The following is a 16853-nucleotide window of genomic DNA, read 5'->3' on the forward strand; positions in this document are numbered from 1 at the left end:
ATGAACGACAACCAGCTCAGCACCCAGCAAGACCCGGTCCTCGTCGTCGATTTTGGTGCGCAATACGCGCAGCTCATCGCGCGCCGGGTCCGCGAAGCGAACATTTACTCCGAGGTCGTCCCGAACTCGATGAGCGCGAGCGAAATCCTCGCGAAGAACCCCAAAGCGCTCATCCTCTCCGGCGGCCCCAGCTCCGTGTATGCCGACGGCGCTCCGAAGCTCGACCCCGCGCTCCTCGAGGCGGGTATTCCGGTACTCGGCCTGTGCTACGGCTTCCAGGCGATCGCGCAGGCCCTCGGCGGGACGGTCGCCCCTACGGGCACCCGCGAGTACGGCGCGACCCTGCTCACTGAAATTCAGGGCGATTCCGTTCTGCTTGCCGATCAAGACCTCAACCAGAACGTGTGGATGAGCCACGGCGACAGCGTTCACGAAGCGCCCGAAGGCTTCGACGTGATCGCCGTTTCGGCGGGCTCGCCCGTTGCCGCATTCGAGAATCGCGAACGGCGCATCTTCGGCGTCCAGTGGCACCCCGAAGTCAAGCACTCCGAGCGCGGCCAAGAAATCCTCGAGAACTTCCTCTACCGCGGCGCCGGCATCAAGCCCGAATGGACGATGTCCAACGTCATCGACGAACAGGTCGAGCTGATCCGCGCCCAGATCGGTGAAGACGGCACCGCCATCTGCGCCCTGAGCGGCGGCGTCGACTCCGCCGTTGCCGCGGCCCTCGTCCAGCGTGCGATCGGCGATCGCCTCACGTGCGTGTACGTCAACCACGGCCTCATGCGCCTTCGCGAATCCGAAGAAATTGAGCGCGCCTTCAGCGGCTCAACGGGCGGCGCGAAACTCGTCGTGGTCGACGCCGAAGAACGCTTCCTCACCGCGCTCGCGGGCGTCACCGACCCCGAGCAAAAACGCAAGATCATCGGCCGTGAGTTCATCCGTGTATTCGAGCAGGCGCAGGAAGACATTCTGCGCGAGCAGGGTGTTGTTGACGGCGACCAGGCTCGCCGCAAAGCCTTCCTCGTGCAGGGCACGCTCTATCCCGACGTTGTGGAGTCGGGCGGCGGCGACGGCACGTCCAACATCAAGAGCCACCACAACGTCGGTGGGCTTCCCGACGATTTGACCTTCGAACTTGTGGAGCCGCTTCGCCAGCTGTTCAAGGATGAAGTGCGCACCGTCGGCACCCAGCTCGGCCTGCCCGACGAAATCGTGTGGCGCCAGCCGTTCCCCGGCCCGGGCCTCGGCATTCGCATCATCGGCGAGATCACGAAGGAGCGACTCGATACCCTCCGCGCCGCCGACGCTATCGCCCGCGAAGAGATGACCCTCGCTGGCCTCGACCGCGACATTTGGCAGTGCCCCGTCGTGCTCCTCGCCGACGTGCGCTCCGTTGGCGTGCAGGGCGACCACCGCACGTACGGCCACCCCATTGTTCTTCGACCGGTGACGTCGGACGACGCAATGACCGCCGACTGGGCGAAGGTTCCCTACGATGTTCTGTCGAAAATCTCGACGCGCATCACGAACGAGGTTGATGGCATTAACCGCGTAACCCTCGATGTGACGAGCAAGCCGCCGGGCACGATCGAGTGGGAGTGATCCCGTGGTAGTAGAGGGCCCGCTCCTATGGGGAGCGGGCCCTTTGCCATGCCCAGGGGGAGTTTCCCCGACCAGCGCATTGGGGAGCCTTGTAGTCGACTTTCCTTGGCTCCGGGTCCCTGGGCTACCGGGGGTCGCCTCGTTGCCCACTTTCCGCCGTCTCTTCTCGAAGGTGGTGAAAAATCGCCACCTCACGTTGATATCTGGACCTCCGACGCCGTTTTTCACCACTTCCGCAGGGAAGAAGACGGCCGCGGGGTGAGGGAAGAAGGAGCCCGCAGGGTGAGGGGTGGGGCGGTGCGAGGGGCTAGAGAGTGATTTCCTTGTGCCACGTCTCCTTGAGGAAATCCTGGCGCCAATTCATCTTCTCGTAGGCGAGATTTGCCCCCGTGGGAGAATCGGCGTCCACAAAGAGCTCCCCCCGGCCATAGCCATGTTCCATGGCAAGCAGGTAGAACGCATCGAGCAGCGCGTGCGCCGCTCCCTTGCCGCGGCCCTCGCGCGTCACGCCGAGATACTCCACGTGGGCCGTCTTCGACTCGGGAAGCCACGACGTCATGAGCGTGCCGATCACCATCGGTGCCGAACCATCCGCGGGAACGAGCTCAGCCAAAAGGTCGCGGTCCCACTCGTGATGCGCATACAGATCTGTGCGCTCGCACCACTCGTCGAAGCTCTCCTCGAAATGATTGAAGTGATCCTCAAAAGCATGCTCAAGAGCAGCGTGGGCAGCGCGGCGATCCTCAACGTCGGCAAGGGTGCGAACGCGAACATTTGCAGCCACGCGGGGAGCCAGGGAAGCGTCGGACTCCCGATCGTGAATTTCCTGCACACGCGCGGGGATGTCCTGGTCCATCACCACCCAGGTGCGCGCTTTCGTAAAGCCGGCGTCAGCGAGAGCCTCCGCGCGGATAAAATCACCCGGGCCGACCTCCGTGACGATCACGAAGCCCTCCTCGCCGCGCTTCTCGCCAAGCATGCGGGCCTGCTTCTCGATCCACTCCAGGCAGCGCGCGGCATGCGCGATATAGAGTTCATCGCCACGACGCACAGCCCACTTCGCATCGATGCGACCCCGAGCGTGATCGTGCACCATCGCGTACGCCACAACCGGTGCCGGTTCCTCGCCAGAATCGCGTGATTCGCGAACCACCATTGCAGGGTGTCCCGCCTCAATAGTGTTGATGAGGTCGGTGCCGTCGAACACCTCGGAAGGATCAGAGGCGCGCAAAAGATCCCTAGCAATAAGGGCGATAGCGGGGTAATCGGCGGGGGTGGGAGTATCGACGAAAGCCATGGCTTCAGCCTAGAGCAAAGACCTGCACCAAAACTGTGTTGAAAAGTCCATTACTGCAGGTCAGGGGACTCCTGCGGGGGTTTTGCGCCGAGCTTGTCCTGAAGCCTCAAATGCAGTTCGGCGCGCATGCCACGCAGCGCAATAATGGTCGCGGCAAAGGCCGCAATGCCAGCGAGATACATCGCGGCATTCTGCCCATCAACGAACGACGCCTTTGCAAGATTCCAAGCCATATCCGGGTTCGCAGAATTGCCCGGCTCGGCCAGGACCGTCGCTGACCCGATCGTCTGCTTAGCCTCCTCAAGCACCTGATCCGAAACACCGAGGCCAACTTCGCGCGAGGACAGGGAGAGGCGATAAGCGAGCATCCCCACGCCACCAAGAACCGCAGTGCCCAGCGCCCCGCCAAGCTCGTACGCCGTTTCGGAAATCGCCGAAACGGAGCCGGCCTCCTTGTCCGGGGCCGACGACAGAATCGTGTCGTTCGTGAGCGGCTCCGAGAACCCGATACCAAGACCGATGAGGAACGTGCACAGGAAGTAGAAGAACGGGTTGAAGTGGACGGTCACGAGCAGCGGCACCGAAAGGCAGCCCATGCCGCACGTGAAAAGGCCGAGAGCCACGAGCTGGTTCGACCGGAACTTTCGAGCAAAGATCGGGGAAATGAGCGCGCCAAGAATCGTCGCCACGACCATCGGAAGCGCCCACAGACCCGCCTCGATCGGCGACAGTCCCGAAACGACCATGAGGTATTGCGGGAAGAAGAACAGCGTGCCAATCGTGATGAAATACGCGATGCCATTAATGAGTGTTGCCGAGCGGAACGTCGGCTCCGAGACCACATCCACGTCGAGAATCGGGTTCGCGACAACGTACTGGCGACGCCAAAAGAGCGCAAGACCCGCCGCACCAGCGACCAAGAGCCCTACCTGCCAGATCGCGAAATCGTCAATGAGAAGCTTGAAGCTCAGCACGAGCGCAAAGATCGACGCGATCAGCAGCACGGGGGAGAGAAGGTCGATGCGCTCGGCCTCCTCGAGGTCTGACTCGGGAACGTAAAGCCTCGCGAGGATCACGAAGACGATCACGATCGGCACGTTAATAAAGAACACGTACCGCCAGTTCGCGACCTCGAGCAAGATGCCGCCGAGAAGCGGGCCAATCGCACTACCGCTAGAAAATGCTGCCGACCACAGTGCAAGCGCGAGACGCCTCTCCGAACGCTTCTGGAAAATGTGGCGGATCATGCCGAGCGTCGACGGCATGAGAGTCGCGCCACCGAGTCCCTGGAGGGAACGGCCCACGATCAGCATGAGCGACGAGGTGCTAAAGCCCGACAATATAGAGGCCGCGCCGAAGAGGGCAGAGCCCCACATCAAAAGACGAAGCCGCCCGAAACTGTCACCAAACTTGCCCATCACAATGAGCAGACACGCGAGCACAAACGAGTACGAATCGACGATCCACAGAAGTTCGTTTGCCGACGGATGGAGATCCTGCGAGATGCCCGGGAGCGAGATGCTCAGAACCGTGACATCGATACTGATCAGGAAAACTGGCAACAGAACGACGACTAGGGCAGCCCAGCGCGCTCTCCACGACATTTCTATACACCGTCTTTAAATCTTTAGTTTATGGATCCAGTATATCTGAACGAGTGACCGTGCGGCCCGTCGATGTGGGGAACATCGTTTCGCAGGCATCCGTCGGACTCCCAAGACCCGGCCTGCTCACGCCCATTCCAGCCCGTGGTGGGCCCGCTTCCCAGGCTCACCCGAGTGATAAAATCGCGGTACTCACCGGCGGCATAAACCCCGGTGTCACACGACTAAAACGCAGTACACGTGAAAAGGAAACGATCGTTGTGCCTGAACTGAATGGTGGCCAAACAGACGGGGCTCAGATGCCCAGCTCGGATCAGCGTGCGGTTCGAATGCGCAAGCGTTCGGAAATGCTCGAGGGCAACGCACGCCACCCCTACCCGGTGAGTGTGGAACTTACGACCACGATTCCCGAAGTCGTGAAGGAATTTGGTGGTCTCGAAGCCGGCGAGATGACCGACCGAACCGTTGGCCTCGCTGGCCGCGTGCTTCACATCCGTGAAACCGGCAAGCTTATCTTCGTTGCTCTCCAGGCTGGCGACCACACCCGCCTCCAGGCCATGCTGAACTTCAAGGCCATCGGTGAAGAGGCGTTCAACGACTTCCGCTCACTCGTGGACATCGGTGACCACCTCTTCGTTCACGGCACCGTTGGCACCTCTCGCCGCGGTGAACTGTCGGTTTTCGCCGACCGTTGGGAGATGGCCTCCAAGGCTGTTCGCCCCCTGCCGAACCTTCACGGCGATCTCAGCGAAGAGGTGCGCGTGCGCCGCCGCTACGTCGACCTCATTACCAACCCCGAAGCGCAGCGCATCGCGCGTCTTCGTATGCGCGTCCTGCAGTCCATCCGTCAAACGCTCCACGGACACGACTTCCTCGAAGCCGAAACCCCGATGCTGCAGACTATCCCTTCGGGCGCCTCGGCTCGCCCCTTCTCGACGCACATGAACGCGTTCGACATGGAGCTGTTCCTTCGCATCGCACCCGAGCTATTCCTCAAGCGCGCTGTCGTGGGTGGCCTTGACCGCGTCTTCGAAATCAACCGCAACTTCCGTAACGAGGGCGCCGACTCTACCCACTCGCCTGAGTTCACGATGCTCGAGTGCTATCAGGCCTACTCTGACTACAACGGCATGGCCGAACTCGCACGCGAAATCATCCAAAACGCTGCAATTGCCGCGACTGGCTCCACGCTCGTCACGCTCGCCGACGGAACCGAATTCGATCTCGGTGGCGAATGGAAGCGCATCGACCTGTACGAGAGCCTGTCCACGCATGCCGGCGAGGAAATCACGCCCGAAACCTCCGTCGAGCACCTTCGAGAGCTTGCCCGCAAGTTCGAGGTTGAGGTCGAGGAAGAAAAGCTCGGGCACGGCAAGCTTGTCGAGGAAATTTGGGAGCACCTCATCCCCGACGAAGAGCTCTACGCGCCAGTGTTCGTCATGAACTACCCGGTTGAGACCAGCCCGCTCACCCGTGACCATCGCGAACGCAAAGGCGTCGTCGAGAAGTGGGATCTCTACATCCGTGGTTCGGAAATCGGCACTGCGTACTCCGAGCTCGCCGATCCGGTGATCCAGCGCGAGCGCTTCGTGCAGCAGGCGCAGCTCGCCGCTGGCGGCGACGAGGACGCAATGCGTTACGACGAAGACTTCTGCGATGCCATGGAGTACGGCTTCCCGCCGTCAGGCGGAATGGGCATGGGGATCGACCGTGTCCTGCAGACCATCACCGGCCTCGGTATCCGCGACACGATTCTGTTCCCGCTCGTGAAGCCGATTACGGAATAAGAGAGCGTAAGCAGCAAACGTTAGGCGGCCGCTTCGGGATTCGTCCCGGGGCGGTCGCCTTTCGTGTGTTTGTTGGGCCGGGCTATTGGTGCCTGGGAAATATAGGCTAGGGCCGGCGATGGGGGTTAGGGTCCGACGGTTGCTCAGCAACCGTCGGACCCTCCTGCTTCATGGGCACCCCACGCCGCCCCAAACTTGGCGTTGCCCTACTGGCGAGCCCCGTGGCCGCCTGTCCTGCTGCTCTTTGTCCCTCCTTTCGCTCTTCCCACTCGAACCCTGTTAGTGGTCCTCGCGACGTGGCGAATCGGAGTGCTGGGGGCATGTGAGTGATCTCCAGTCGCCACGACATTTGCACCTCGGCGCGGCGAGCGGGCAAAGCAAATCGCAAGTGGCTGTACGCAAAGAAGCGCTCCCGCCCCTTGGAGGGGAGCGGGAGCGCTTCGAGTGAAAGTGAGCTAAGCCAGCTCGATGCCAATCAGGCCTGTGCAGCCTCGGCCTCGGAAGCGGCGAGCGCCTCCGGGTCGGTGCCAATGGGCTCGAGGTGCATCTCGCCCTGCTTGATGAGCTTCGGAACGATGAGGCCGAAGAAGCCCCAACCGAGGAAGGTCACGAGGCAGCCACCGACGAACGCTTCCGCACCAGCGGCGTAGAGAGCGTAGAGGCTGTAGAGGAGCGAGATGAAGGCGACGATGACGGTCGTGCGACGCGTCTTCGCGGGAACCTTCTCGGCGAACATCATCGCGGCAAGCGCAGCCATCGAGAGGATGTACGGCATCACGTTTGTGACCACTGCGAGGTTCACGAGTACCTCGAACTGCTTCGAGAGCTCGGGGCTCATGGTCATGAAGGTGATGAGGGTCTGAACAGCGGTAATGATGACCATACCGAGGATCGGAGCACCGTTCTTCGAGAGCTTCGTGAACCACTTCGGGAACATACGCACGAGAGCCATCGAGCGGGCAACCTCGGCGATGGTGAACTGCCAACCGAGCAGCGAACCGAAGCAGGAGATAACCATGAGGCCAAGAACGATGCGGCCGATGAGCGGGTTGAACATCTGCGAGAACACGAGGCCGAACGGGCCGTCGGAGGACGCAAGAGCAGCGTTGTCGACGATACCGGCGATGACGTTGGTCGACACGATGTAGAGGACAGCGGCGCCGATGGTGCCGAAGAGCACCGCGCGGGGAACGTTCTTCTCGGGGTTCTCAACAGCGTCGGAGTTCGCCGAGGCGGACTCGAGACCGAGGAACGCCCAGAGGGTCATCGAGATCGACATGCTGATGGCCTCGAACATGTTGTACGAGTGCGGGTTCCATGAGGCTGCCCAGAGGCTGCCATCGAACCAGAACCAACCGAAGATACACATGAAGAACACCGGGATGATAACGCCCCAGATGGTGACCGAGGAGATCTTACCGGTGATGGAGGCGCCACCGAAGTTGAGGACGGTTGCGAGCCAGAGGGTTGCGATGGTGAGGAGGCCGACGATGACGGGGCCATTGGCCATCTTCGAGCTGTCGATCTGCATGAACGAAAGTGCGTAACCAACAGCCGAAATCGCGATCGCGATGTTCGCGATCACGAGCGAAATAAAGTAAGTGAAGTTTGCGGTGAAGTTGCCGGCCTTACCGAAGGCGTATTCAGCGTAGCCGCCCATGCCGCCGGGGCGCTTCGAGTAGCGGCCTGCCATAGCGAAGGCGTAAGCAAGAAGGGTAGCGCCGGTCGCGGTGACGAGCCAGGAAAGGATGGAGACGGTGCCGACTTCGGCGAGCTTCGTGGGAAGCATGATGATGCCGGAGCCCATCATGTTCACCATCGTGAGGATGGTGAGCTGGACAACGCCCATCTTCTTGCGTTGAGGAGTCTGTGACATGTGATGTGACCTTTAGATCGTGTCAGGGGGAAGGGGTGGGAGAGCGGGACTCTCCCACCCCAACCGTGCACTGAAATTACTTGTTGCGGATGACGTACCCGTAGGCACGCTGGCGACCGTCGTCTTCGGTCACCATGTGGACGCCCTGGAGCTCAGGAGCGAAGCCGGGGAGCTGGTTGATGCCCTCTTCGAGTGCCATGAAGTAGTCGTACTGCGGGCCGCCCCAGACCTCACCGGGGACAACCACGACGACACCCGGGGGGTAGGGAAGAGCGCCCTCGGCCGCAACGCGGCCCTTGCACTCTTCGATCGGCAGGTAGTCGACGTTGCCGCGGATGAACTCGACGTTTGCTTCCTGGGGGGTCATTTCGACCTTCGGGAAGTTCTCCTCGCGGAACATGTCCTTCTGGAGCTGAGCAACCGTGCGGTTCTTGTAGAAGTCGTGCATCTCCTGGCAGAGCTGGCGGATCGTGTAACCGCGGTAGCGGTCCTCGTGCGCAGCGTAAATTTCCGGGAGAACTTCCTGAAGCGGAACGTCCTTCTCGACGGCCTCTTCGAAGCGGCGGAGCGCAGCGACGAGGTTCGAGTACTTCTGGATCGTGTCCGCCGGGGTGAGGAGGAACAGGATCGAGTTGAGGTCGCACTTCTCGGGAACGATGCCCTGCGTACGCAGGTAGTTCGCGAGAATGTTCGCCGGGATGCCGAAGTCCTCGTACTCGAAGCCACCGGTCTTGTTGATGAGGCCCGGCGTGGTGAGCAGGAGCTTCATCGGGTCGACGAAGTACTGGCCCTCAACGTAGCTGTCGAAGCCGTGCCACTGCTCGCCCGGGTGGAACTCGAAGAACTTACGGTTCGAAGCGATGGTCTCGGTGTCGTACGACTCCCAAGGCTTGCCGTCGACCTCGGTGGGAACGAACGGCTTGAGCATCTTGAGGTTGCCGAGGATGAGCTTACGAGCCTCAATCGAGTTCTTGAGGGCTTCGTGCCACAGCTTCTCGCCGGCGCCGTTCTCGTGCATCTTGGCGTTGATGTCGAGCGAGGCGAACAGCGGGTAGTAGGGGCTCGTCGAGGCGTGCATCATGTACGAGTTGTTGAACTGGTCAAAGTTCACGTACCGATCCTGGCCCTTGATGTGCGAGTCCTTCTTGTGGATCTGCGAGGCCTGCGAGAAGCCAGCCTGCTGCTTGTGCACCGACTGGGTCACGAGGATACCGGGGTCGTTCTCGTCGAGCTCGAGGAGCATCGGCGAGCCTTCCTTCATGATGTCGATCCACTGCTCGTAGCCAACCCATGCGGAGTCGAACAGGATGTAGTCACAGAGGTGACCGATCTTGTCGACAACCTGGCGGGCGTTGTAGATCGTGCCATCGTAGGTGCCGAGCTGGATGATGGCGAGGCGGAACGGGCGCTCGTCCTTCGCACGCTCGGGGGCAACCTTCTCGAGGCGCTCACGGATGTAGTCCTCTTCGAAGCAGTGCTCGTCGATACCACCGATGAGGCCGAACGCGTTACGAGCAGTCTCGAGGTAGACGGGCTTGCCACCGGCCATGATGAGGCCACCGTGGATGTTCGACTTGTGGTTGTTGCGGTCGAACAGCACGAGATCGTCCGGGCCCACAACGGCGTTGATAGCAACCTTGTTCGAGGACGAGGTGCCGTTGAGGATGAACCAGGTGTTGTCGGCGTTGAAGATGCGTGCAGCAGCTTCAGTGGCCTGGACGGGCGGGCCGTCGTGGATGAGGAGGTCACCCATGGCGACGTCCGCGTTACAAAGGTCGGTGCGGAAGAGCTCTTCGCCGTAGAAGTCGAAGAAGCGACGGCCGGCCGGGTGCTGGCGGAAGAACTGGCCGCCCTGGTGGCCGGGGCAGTCGAACGGCGAGAAGCCACGGTTGTAGTACTTCGTGAGCGCGCCGAAGAACGGGGGGAGAACCTCGTCCTCGAACTTGTCAGCAGCGGCAGCGATCTGGCGAGCGAAGTAGTCGCCCTGGAGGTCGTCGAGGGCGATAACGCCGTGGAGGCCCTCGAGGTTAGTGGTGTCCTTGGTGCTCTTAACAGCGGCGAAAACGGGAATACCGAAACCGTATTCGTTGATCTCGGCAACCTTACCCGCGTCGATGTCATCCTGGTCGAGGATGATCGCGGAGATGTTCGCGAGGTCGCCGCCCTGGAGTGCGGTCAGTTCGTAGCCGGGAATCGGATGGATCGTTGTGTCAGAGCCGAGAAGAGCGGCGCTGACTCCAATAGTCCTGCGGAGCATTTTCACTTTCCTTGCATTGGAGAAAATCTCGTCGGCACAGCTTTGTCCGACAACTCGAAGCTACACCCATCCCCGCGCGCATTTCTAGGGAGTTAAGTCCCTTCGTTTGCTGTTGTAACGGGATGTTTACGTCGAGCGCGTCTGCGATTTGCGTGGGGCCGGATTTTGTGCAACGTTGCGCGCACTCGTTCAAATTCGTCCAAATAGTGATCTAGCTCCTTTTATGGATGGGCGCGCTCCCAGTTTCGCGGCCTGCAGTTTTGGTTTTTGGGGCCCGATGGTGGCATGCGCGACATCGTGACTAGGGGCACAGTGCGGTGCCTGCCTCGCCTGCGGATGGTTGGGTGCCGGCGTCTCAGTGGTGCGACACCTTTAAGTCAGTGGTGTGACACCTTTGAAACTGCACGGTGAGACTGAAAGTGGGCAGTCTTCGCCGATATCTGTCGCTCGTAGTTCTCTTAATCGAGCGCTTTTCTGGATATTTAAACTTCTCGGTGTATTGCCTACGTGTTGGGAGTTGAGCGGTGTGCACGCTCTTTTGCCCGGGGCGCTGAAGGTGGGGGCGAAGGTGCTGGAGCGGTTGGTCTCTGGATGGGGACTGGTTGGTTAGTCGATGGCCTCTTGCTTGAAAGTAGTGAAAAGTTGCCTTACGAAGCGGGAATCCGCGGGTTTGGGGGCGTTTTTCACCACTTTCGGTAGGCGTCGGCAGGAGTCGCCCCGGGCGCCCGCCAACCGGGACGCTCGTCCCGATCTGTGCCGCTCACACCGTCACGGAACCACTACATGTTGTGGTCTCCGCGTGTCGCGCCACAAGATATGCGGCTCGCGAGTGAATCTAGGTGGGCAGCCGAAAGCTCCGCACACGCGGCCCATCGGCACATCGAAACACACCACCCCATTTGCGATAGGAGCGCACCATGCCCGCACGCCACCACGCCGAGCGCACCCTTGTGGACCCGATTTCGACGATCAATGATTATCTTGGCCGCGCCGATTGGCGCGTGAATGCGAACGCGAACCAGGGCTACAGCGTTGGCGGGCTCGTGCTCAACTCTGCGGGCAAGCTGGTCGCGAATTACTGGCTTGATGAGGTCTTCAGTGCGGAGGCTGGCCAGGCCCACCGCGAAGGCGACCTCTATATCCATGACCTCGACATGCTCACGGGGTACTGCGCAGGCTGGTCGCTGCGCACGCTCTTGCAGGAGGGCTTCAACGGCGTACCGGGCGCGATTGCCTCCGCGCCGCCAAAGCATTTTTCCAGTGCCTGCGGGCAGATCGTGAACTTCCTCGGGACGCTGCAAAATGAGTGGGCGGGCGCGCAAGCGTTCAGCTCATTCGATACCTACATGGCGCCGTTTGTGAGGCTCGATGCGATGAGCTACGAAGAGGTGCGCCAAAACATGCAGGAGCTCATCTATAACCTGAACGTCCCGAGTCGCTGGGGAAGCCAGTGCCCGTTTACAAACCTGACGTTTGACTGGAACTGCCCGGACGACCTCAAGGATCAGTATCCGCTTATCGGCTCAGAGGTGTGCGACTTTACGTACGGCGAGCTGCAAGAGGAAATGGACCTGATTAATCGCGCGTACATCGACGTGATGACGGAGGGGGACGCGAATGGTCGCGTGTTCACCTTCCCAATCCCGACGTACAACATCACGCGAGACTTTGATTGGGATTCGCCGAACTCAGAGCGTCTTTTCCGGATGACCGCGAAGTATGGCCTGCCGTATTTCCAAAACTTCATCAACTCGGAGCTTGATCCCGGGCAGATCCGCTCGATGTGCTGCCGCCTCCAGCTCGATCTTCGAGAGCTCCTCAAGCGCGGAAACGGTCTTTTTGGAAGCGCTGAGCTCACGGGCTCGATTGGTGTGGTCACGATCAATATGGCGCGCCTGGGCTACCTCCACAAGGGTGATGAAGCAGCACTTATGGACGCACTCGATCACCTCCTTGACCTGGGTAAAGACACTCTCGAGAGGCGGCGCGCGACGGTGCAGGAGCTCATTGATCGCGGACTATACCCGTACACGAAGCGCTACATGGGCCACCTCGGCAACCACTTCTCGACGCTCGGGGTTAATGGCATGAACGAAATGGTGCGGAACTTTACGGGTGATGCCCAGAACCTCGTGACGGATGAGGGGCGCGCGATGTGCGTGCGGATTCTCGACCATATTCGCGGGAAAATGGTCGAATTCCAGGAAGAAACCGGGAATCTCTACAACCTTGAGGCGACCCCCGCCGAGGGTGCCACCTATCGCCTCGCGAAAGCGGATCGCGAGCGCTATCCCGAGATCCTTCAAGCGGGTACCGCCGAAAACCCGTACTATACGAACTCCTCGCAAATTCCCGTGGGTGCGACCGACGATCCGTTTGAAGCATTGGAATGGCAAGATGAGCTGCAGACGAAATACACGGGCGGCACGGTTTTGCACCTGTACATGAATGAACAGATGAGTTCGCCCGAGGCGGCGAAACAACTCGTCAAGCGGGCCCTGACGCGTTTTCACTTGCCGTACCTCACGATCACTCCGACGTTTTCAATCTGCGCGAGCCACGGCTACCTCAAGGGCGAACACCACGTGTGCCCTACGTGCGGCGAAAGCTGCGAGGTGTGGACGCGCGTAATGGGCTACCACCGCCCCGTAAGCTCGTTCAACATTGGCAAAAAGGGGGAGTTCGAAGAGCGAAAGTTCTTCACGGAAGAGGCGGCCGGGCAGCACGCAAACCTCGGGGTGTCCGACGCCGGCTCGGCAACCGTCGTACCTGCATGAATGCGCGTACGTCCCCGCTCACGGCCAAGGATCTGCAGATCGCGGGCCTCGTGCCACTTTCGACCGTGGACTGGCCGGGTCAACTCGCCGCGACCCTGTTCGTACAGGGGTGCCCGTGGCGGTGCCACTACTGCCACAATCGGGCGATTCTCGATCCGCGCACGCCGGGCGCGGTGTCATGGTTTGAGGTTCGCGATCTGCTTGAAAGGCGTCGGGGTCTCCTTGATGCCGTCGTGTTTTCCGGCGGTGAGGCAACAATGCAGCATGCGCTCGTTCCGGCGCTTGAGGAAGTGCGTGACCTCGGCTTTCATGCGGGCCTACACACGGGCGGGGCGTTTCCTGCGCGTATCGACACGATAGTGCAGGCTGCGCAGGGTCCCCTCGTTGACTGGGTGGGCTTCGACTTGAAGGCGCCGCCCGAGGTGTTCGAAGAAACCGTCGGACTTCCCGCCACCCGGGGCGCCGCACGCGTGTGGGAGAACTCGCGGCGGTCGTTCCTCGCGCTTGCACGCGCCGGGGTAGAGATTGAGCTGCGCACGACCCTCACCCCGGTGCTCGCCCCGTACGCCCCGCGCATCGTCGAGGTCGCCTCCGATCTCTGGCGTGAGGCTGGGGTGGAGAGGGGAGCGCGAACGCTGATTTTTCAGCAGGCGAGGTCCGACGGTACGTCCGATACCTTTGCGCGCACGCTTCCCGAGCGCCCCCGCTGGAATCGAATGTTCGAGGCGGTGCTCGACAGCGCACGGACGACGGGCGACGTGGTGGGTGTTCGGGTTGAGGCGCGTGCCTAGGTTCGACCTTCCGCCGTGCCTTCGGGAGTGGGTTGCGGGGAATCGGTTTTGGGCTAGAGCACTGATCAAGATGGCCCCTGTACGCCGCCTGGGGCCGCGGGTCTGCAAGGTCGCGAGGTCGCTGAGCTGCATCCGAGCGGGCTAGGAATCTAAACCCTACGTTTGTGGCGGAATAGCCCGGCATACCGCCGCAAACGTTGGGTACAGAATCGAAGCGGAGGCCCTGGGGCTGCGATCTTATGCGTAGCAGCCGTCGGACCCTTACCCCTGCAGATCCAGCAAACTGCACTCGTTCACCAAGTCGTAACCGTGTCCACCCCGCGGCGCAAATTTCTCGGCGTAGCCTCGAGGCGCTTCCCTCTCCCTAGCTGCCACCTGTGAGGATTCTTCATGCGCACGTTTTCCCTCCGCTCTCTGCTTGCCACCGCAAGCCTGGCCGCCGCAAGCGCGCTGGCCCTCTCCCCGATAGCGCCCGCAGCCGCGGTCGCGAACGACGACGGTTCGAAGACCGTCACCGTCGCAACGTTCACCGACCTCCACGGGCACCTCGAACGAGTCCCGAACCTCGCCTACCAGATCGAGCAGATCAAGGCGGAGAACCCAGGCGACACGATCGTCGCGTCCAACGGCGACTCGGTGGGCGGCAGCGCCTACATTTCGTCGGTCCAGAAGGACGAGCCCACCATCGAAGCGCTCAACGCGATGGGCCTTCAGGTGTCCTCGGCCGGCAATCACGAGTTCGACAAGGGGTACAAAGAAGACATGGCGGCAGGTGCCCGCTTGAATAAGGAATCGAATTTCCCGTACCTCGCAGCGAACCTCACCGGGGCCGATCCCGAAGCGATCCCGCCGTACACGATCATCGACACGGAATCAGGCGTGAAGGTCGGTTTCATCGGTACCGCGCCCATTTCCTCGCCGAAGGACATTTCGGTGGACTCCTTCACGAACCAGGGGCTAGCGGTCACTGACCCCGTTGCCGCTGTCGACAAGTACGCGGCGCAGCTCAAGGATGGCGACGAGTCCAACGGCGAAGCCGACGTCGTCATTGCCCTCGTGCACGATGATGCCGACATTGCGGCGAAGGTCGGCAAGAACGTAGATGCTGCGGTGGGTGGCCACAGTCACCGCAAGGCTGAGCTCGCCACGGCGAGCGGGGCTCCCGTGATTCAACCGGCAAACTTCGGCCAGCTTCTCGGCCGCTTCGACATTACCGTTGCCGCCGATGGCAAGGTGAGCGTGAAGGCGTCGATGAGCGAGGTCGCCGACATCGAGCAAACTCCCGATGCCCCTACGGAGCCTAAGGCGATGGACATCTACTCCAAAGCCGCTGCCTACGCCGAAAAGACAAACAAGACCCTCGCCGAAATCGAGGGCAAGGCACTCACCGCCCGCTCCTCGGGTGCCGAGTCCACGGCCGTCAACATGATTGCCGACGGTTTCCTTGCGTGGGGTAAGGGCCAGAAGCAGGGCGTCGACCTCGGCTACCAGAACGCCGGCGGTACCCGCGCTGACCTCGATCCGAACCAGGACGGCAAGATCACCGTTGTCGAGTCGGGAACGGTGCAGCCATTCGGCAACACGCTCGGCACCGTTGAGATCACCGGTGCGCAGCTGATCGGTCTCGTCGAATCGCAGTTTGGTGTTGACGATGCCGGCAAGCCCCGCGTGAAGAATGCTGGCTTCAGCCGGAACCTTTCCTACACCTACGATCCCACGGCCCCCGAGGGATCGAAGGTGATGGACGTGCGTCTCGACGGTAAGCCGGTCGATCCGAAGGCGACGTACACGGTCGCCACGACGTCGTACCTCCTTTCAAGCGTGTTCGGTGACGGTAAGAACCGCATCGACTCGACCGAGGTTGATCTCGATGCGTTCAATGCATGGCTAAAGAAGGTTTCCCCCTACAAGGTTGATCAGGGCCAGCGCGGTATCGGCTTCACGTCCTCCGCCAAATCGTTCAAGGCCGGCGACAAAGTCGAGGTGAGCCTGAGTTCACTGTCCATGACGGCCGACGAAGACAAGCCGACCGAAGCGGTGATGTACGACGACAAGGGCAATGAGATTGGCCGCGGCCCCGTAGACAACACGCTTGACGGCAATGAGACAGGCAAGGCCACGTTCACCATTACGATCCCGAACTACACGGAATCCGGTACCTACGTCTACACCATCAAGGCTGGCGCGACGACCGGTTACGTGGCCCTTGTGTTCGAGCGGGACGGTGTAGCGCCGGGTACCGGCAACGGCTCCGAGGACACCCCGGCGGATGATTCGGAAGGCGCGGGAGGCTCGGCCGGTGAGGAAGAACCGGGCGTGGGCGATTCCGACGGTACCCCCGCTGATGGCGAGGGCTCGGATGTTCCAGCGTCGGCGGGCGATGGAAGCGAGGGGGTTTCCGGTTCGACCGGTGCGCGCGGTACGGGGGCGTCGGCGCTTCCACGTACGGGTGCTGAGTCGCTCGGTGTTGCGGGTGTTGCCTTCGTGGCTATCGCTGCGGGTGGTGTGCTCGTATCGCGGCGACGTGCAAGCCGCGCGTAGCTTGAGCTGACCTCTGATTTCGGGACTCGGATCCGGGCCTATGTGGCTTGGGTCCGGGTCTCGCGTTTTAAGCTGCCCGGGGCTGCGGGGCTGCATCCGAGGGGCTAGGAATCTAAACCCTACGTTTGTGGCGGAATGGGGCCGCATACCGCCGCAAATGTTGGGTCCAGAATCGAGGAGGGGAGGGGGGAGGAGGGGAGACGAGAGTGCGAGGGGAGACACGGCGAGGGGAGGGAGGCGATGGGGGACAAGGCGATGGGTGACGAGACGCGGGGAGGCGCGGCGAGGGGTGTGTCGAGGCTGGGCCCCGTATCGCCG

The 16853-nt window shown here is 61.5% G+C and carries 9 protein-coding genes; 5 read left to right on the plus strand and 4 right to left on the minus strand.

What is annotated here, in order from left to right; all coding sequences use genetic code 11:
- Window positions 1–1605 (plus strand): glutamine-hydrolyzing GMP synthase, encoded by a 1605-nt coding sequence (gene guaA, locus DEHOM01_RS00390; RefSeq protein WP_156468268.1) that lies wholly within the window; start codon window positions 1–3, stop codon window positions 1603–1605.
- Between the two features lie 307 nt (window positions 1606–1912).
- Here guaA and DEHOM01_RS00395 read toward each other — a convergent pair whose 3' ends face one another.
- A complete protein-coding gene (locus DEHOM01_RS00395; protein ID WP_061211019.1) occupies window positions 1913–2902 on the minus strand; it encodes a GNAT family N-acetyltransferase in 990 nt (329 codons plus the stop codon).
- Between the two features lie 50 nt (window positions 2903–2952).
- The gene (locus tag DEHOM01_RS00400) at window positions 2953–4506 is read right to left on the minus strand and encodes an MFS transporter (protein ID WP_061211020.1); all 1554 of its coding nucleotides are present in this window, start codon (window positions 4504–4506) and stop codon (window positions 2953–2955) included.
- A 299-nt stretch (window positions 4507–4805) separates the two neighbouring features.
- On the opposite strand from DEHOM01_RS00400, the gene lysS reads away from it, so the two are divergent.
- The gene (lysS, locus tag DEHOM01_RS00405; protein ID WP_061211363.1) at window positions 4806–6293 is read left to right on the plus strand and encodes a lysine--tRNA ligase; all 1488 of its coding nucleotides are present in this window, start codon (window positions 4806–4808) and stop codon (window positions 6291–6293) included.
- Window positions 6294–6768: 475 nt separating this feature from the next.
- Here the strand turns inward: lysS and potE are convergent, their stop codons facing one another.
- Together potE and speC are read right to left on the minus strand one after the other, a co-directional pair.
- Window positions 6769–8169: a putrescine-ornithine antiporter gene (potE, locus tag DEHOM01_RS00410; RefSeq protein ID WP_082738610.1), complete on the minus strand. Its 1401-nt coding sequence runs from the start codon at window positions 8167–8169 to the stop codon at window positions 6769–6771.
- A 76-nt stretch (window positions 8170–8245) separates the two neighbouring features.
- Complete coding sequence (gene speC / locus DEHOM01_RS00415; protein WP_061211021.1) at window positions 8246–10426, minus strand: ornithine decarboxylase; 2181 nt, start codon at window positions 10424–10426, stop codon at window positions 8246–8248.
- 917 nt (window positions 10427–11343) lie between these two features.
- On the opposite strand from speC, the gene DEHOM01_RS00420 reads away from it, so the two are divergent.
- The 3 genes from DEHOM01_RS00420 to DEHOM01_RS10290 all read left to right on the plus strand — a co-directional run bounded on the left by DEHOM01_RS00420 (window position 11344) and on the right by DEHOM01_RS10290 (window position 16535).
- The gene (locus tag DEHOM01_RS00420) at window positions 11344–13203 is read left to right on the plus strand and encodes a ribonucleoside triphosphate reductase (protein WP_061211022.1); all 1860 of its coding nucleotides are present in this window, start codon (window positions 11344–11346) and stop codon (window positions 13201–13203) included.
- On the plus strand, window positions 13200–13994 hold the full coding sequence (locus DEHOM01_RS00425; protein ID WP_061211023.1) for an anaerobic ribonucleoside-triphosphate reductase activating protein: 795 nt from the start codon (window positions 13200–13202) through the stop codon (window positions 13992–13994). Before DEHOM01_RS00420 ends, DEHOM01_RS00425 begins: the two co-directional genes overlap by 4 nt.
- A 390-nt stretch (window positions 13995–14384) precedes the next feature.
- A complete protein-coding gene (locus DEHOM01_RS10290; protein WP_061211024.1) occupies window positions 14385–16535 on the plus strand; it encodes a bifunctional metallophosphatase/5'-nucleotidase in 2151 nt (716 codons plus the stop codon).
- The last annotated feature ends 318 nt before the right edge of the window (window positions 16536–16853 follow it).

This window comes from Dermabacter hominis NBRC 106157 (assembly GCF_001570785.1).
GTDB lineage: Bacteria > Actinomycetota > Actinomycetes > Actinomycetales > Dermabacteraceae > Dermabacter > Dermabacter hominis.

Excerpts from the sequence above, each read along its gene's own strand:
- guaA (WP_156468268.1), top strand. The coding sequence starts at position 1 with ATGAACGACAACCAGCTCAGCACCCAGCAAGACCCGGTCCTCGTCGTC.
- DEHOM01_RS00395 (WP_061211019.1), bottom strand. The coding sequence starts at position 2,902 with ATGGCTTTCGTCGATACTCCCACCCCCGCCGATTACCCCGCTATCGCC.
- DEHOM01_RS00400 (WP_061211020.1), bottom strand. The coding sequence starts at position 4,506 with ATGTCGTGGAGAGCGCGCTGGGCTGCCCTAGTCGTCGTTCTGTTGCCA.
- lysS (WP_061211363.1), top strand. The coding sequence starts at position 4,806 with ATGCCCAGCTCGGATCAGCGTGCGGTTCGAATGCGCAAGCGTTCGGAA.
- potE (WP_082738610.1), bottom strand. The coding sequence starts at position 8,169 with ATGTCACAGACTCCTCAACGCAAGAAGATGGGCGTTGTCCAGCTCACC.
- speC (WP_061211021.1), bottom strand. The coding sequence starts at position 10,426 with ATGCTCCGCAGGACTATTGGAGTCAGCGCCGCTCTTCTCGGCTCTGAC.
- DEHOM01_RS00420 (WP_061211022.1), top strand. The coding sequence starts at position 11,344 with ATGCCCGCACGCCACCACGCCGAGCGCACCCTTGTGGACCCGATTTCG.
- DEHOM01_RS00425 (WP_061211023.1), top strand. The coding sequence starts at position 13,200 with ATGAATGCGCGTACGTCCCCGCTCACGGCCAAGGATCTGCAGATCGCG.
- DEHOM01_RS10290 (WP_061211024.1), top strand. The coding sequence starts at position 14,385 with ATGCGCACGTTTTCCCTCCGCTCTCTGCTTGCCACCGCAAGCCTGGCC.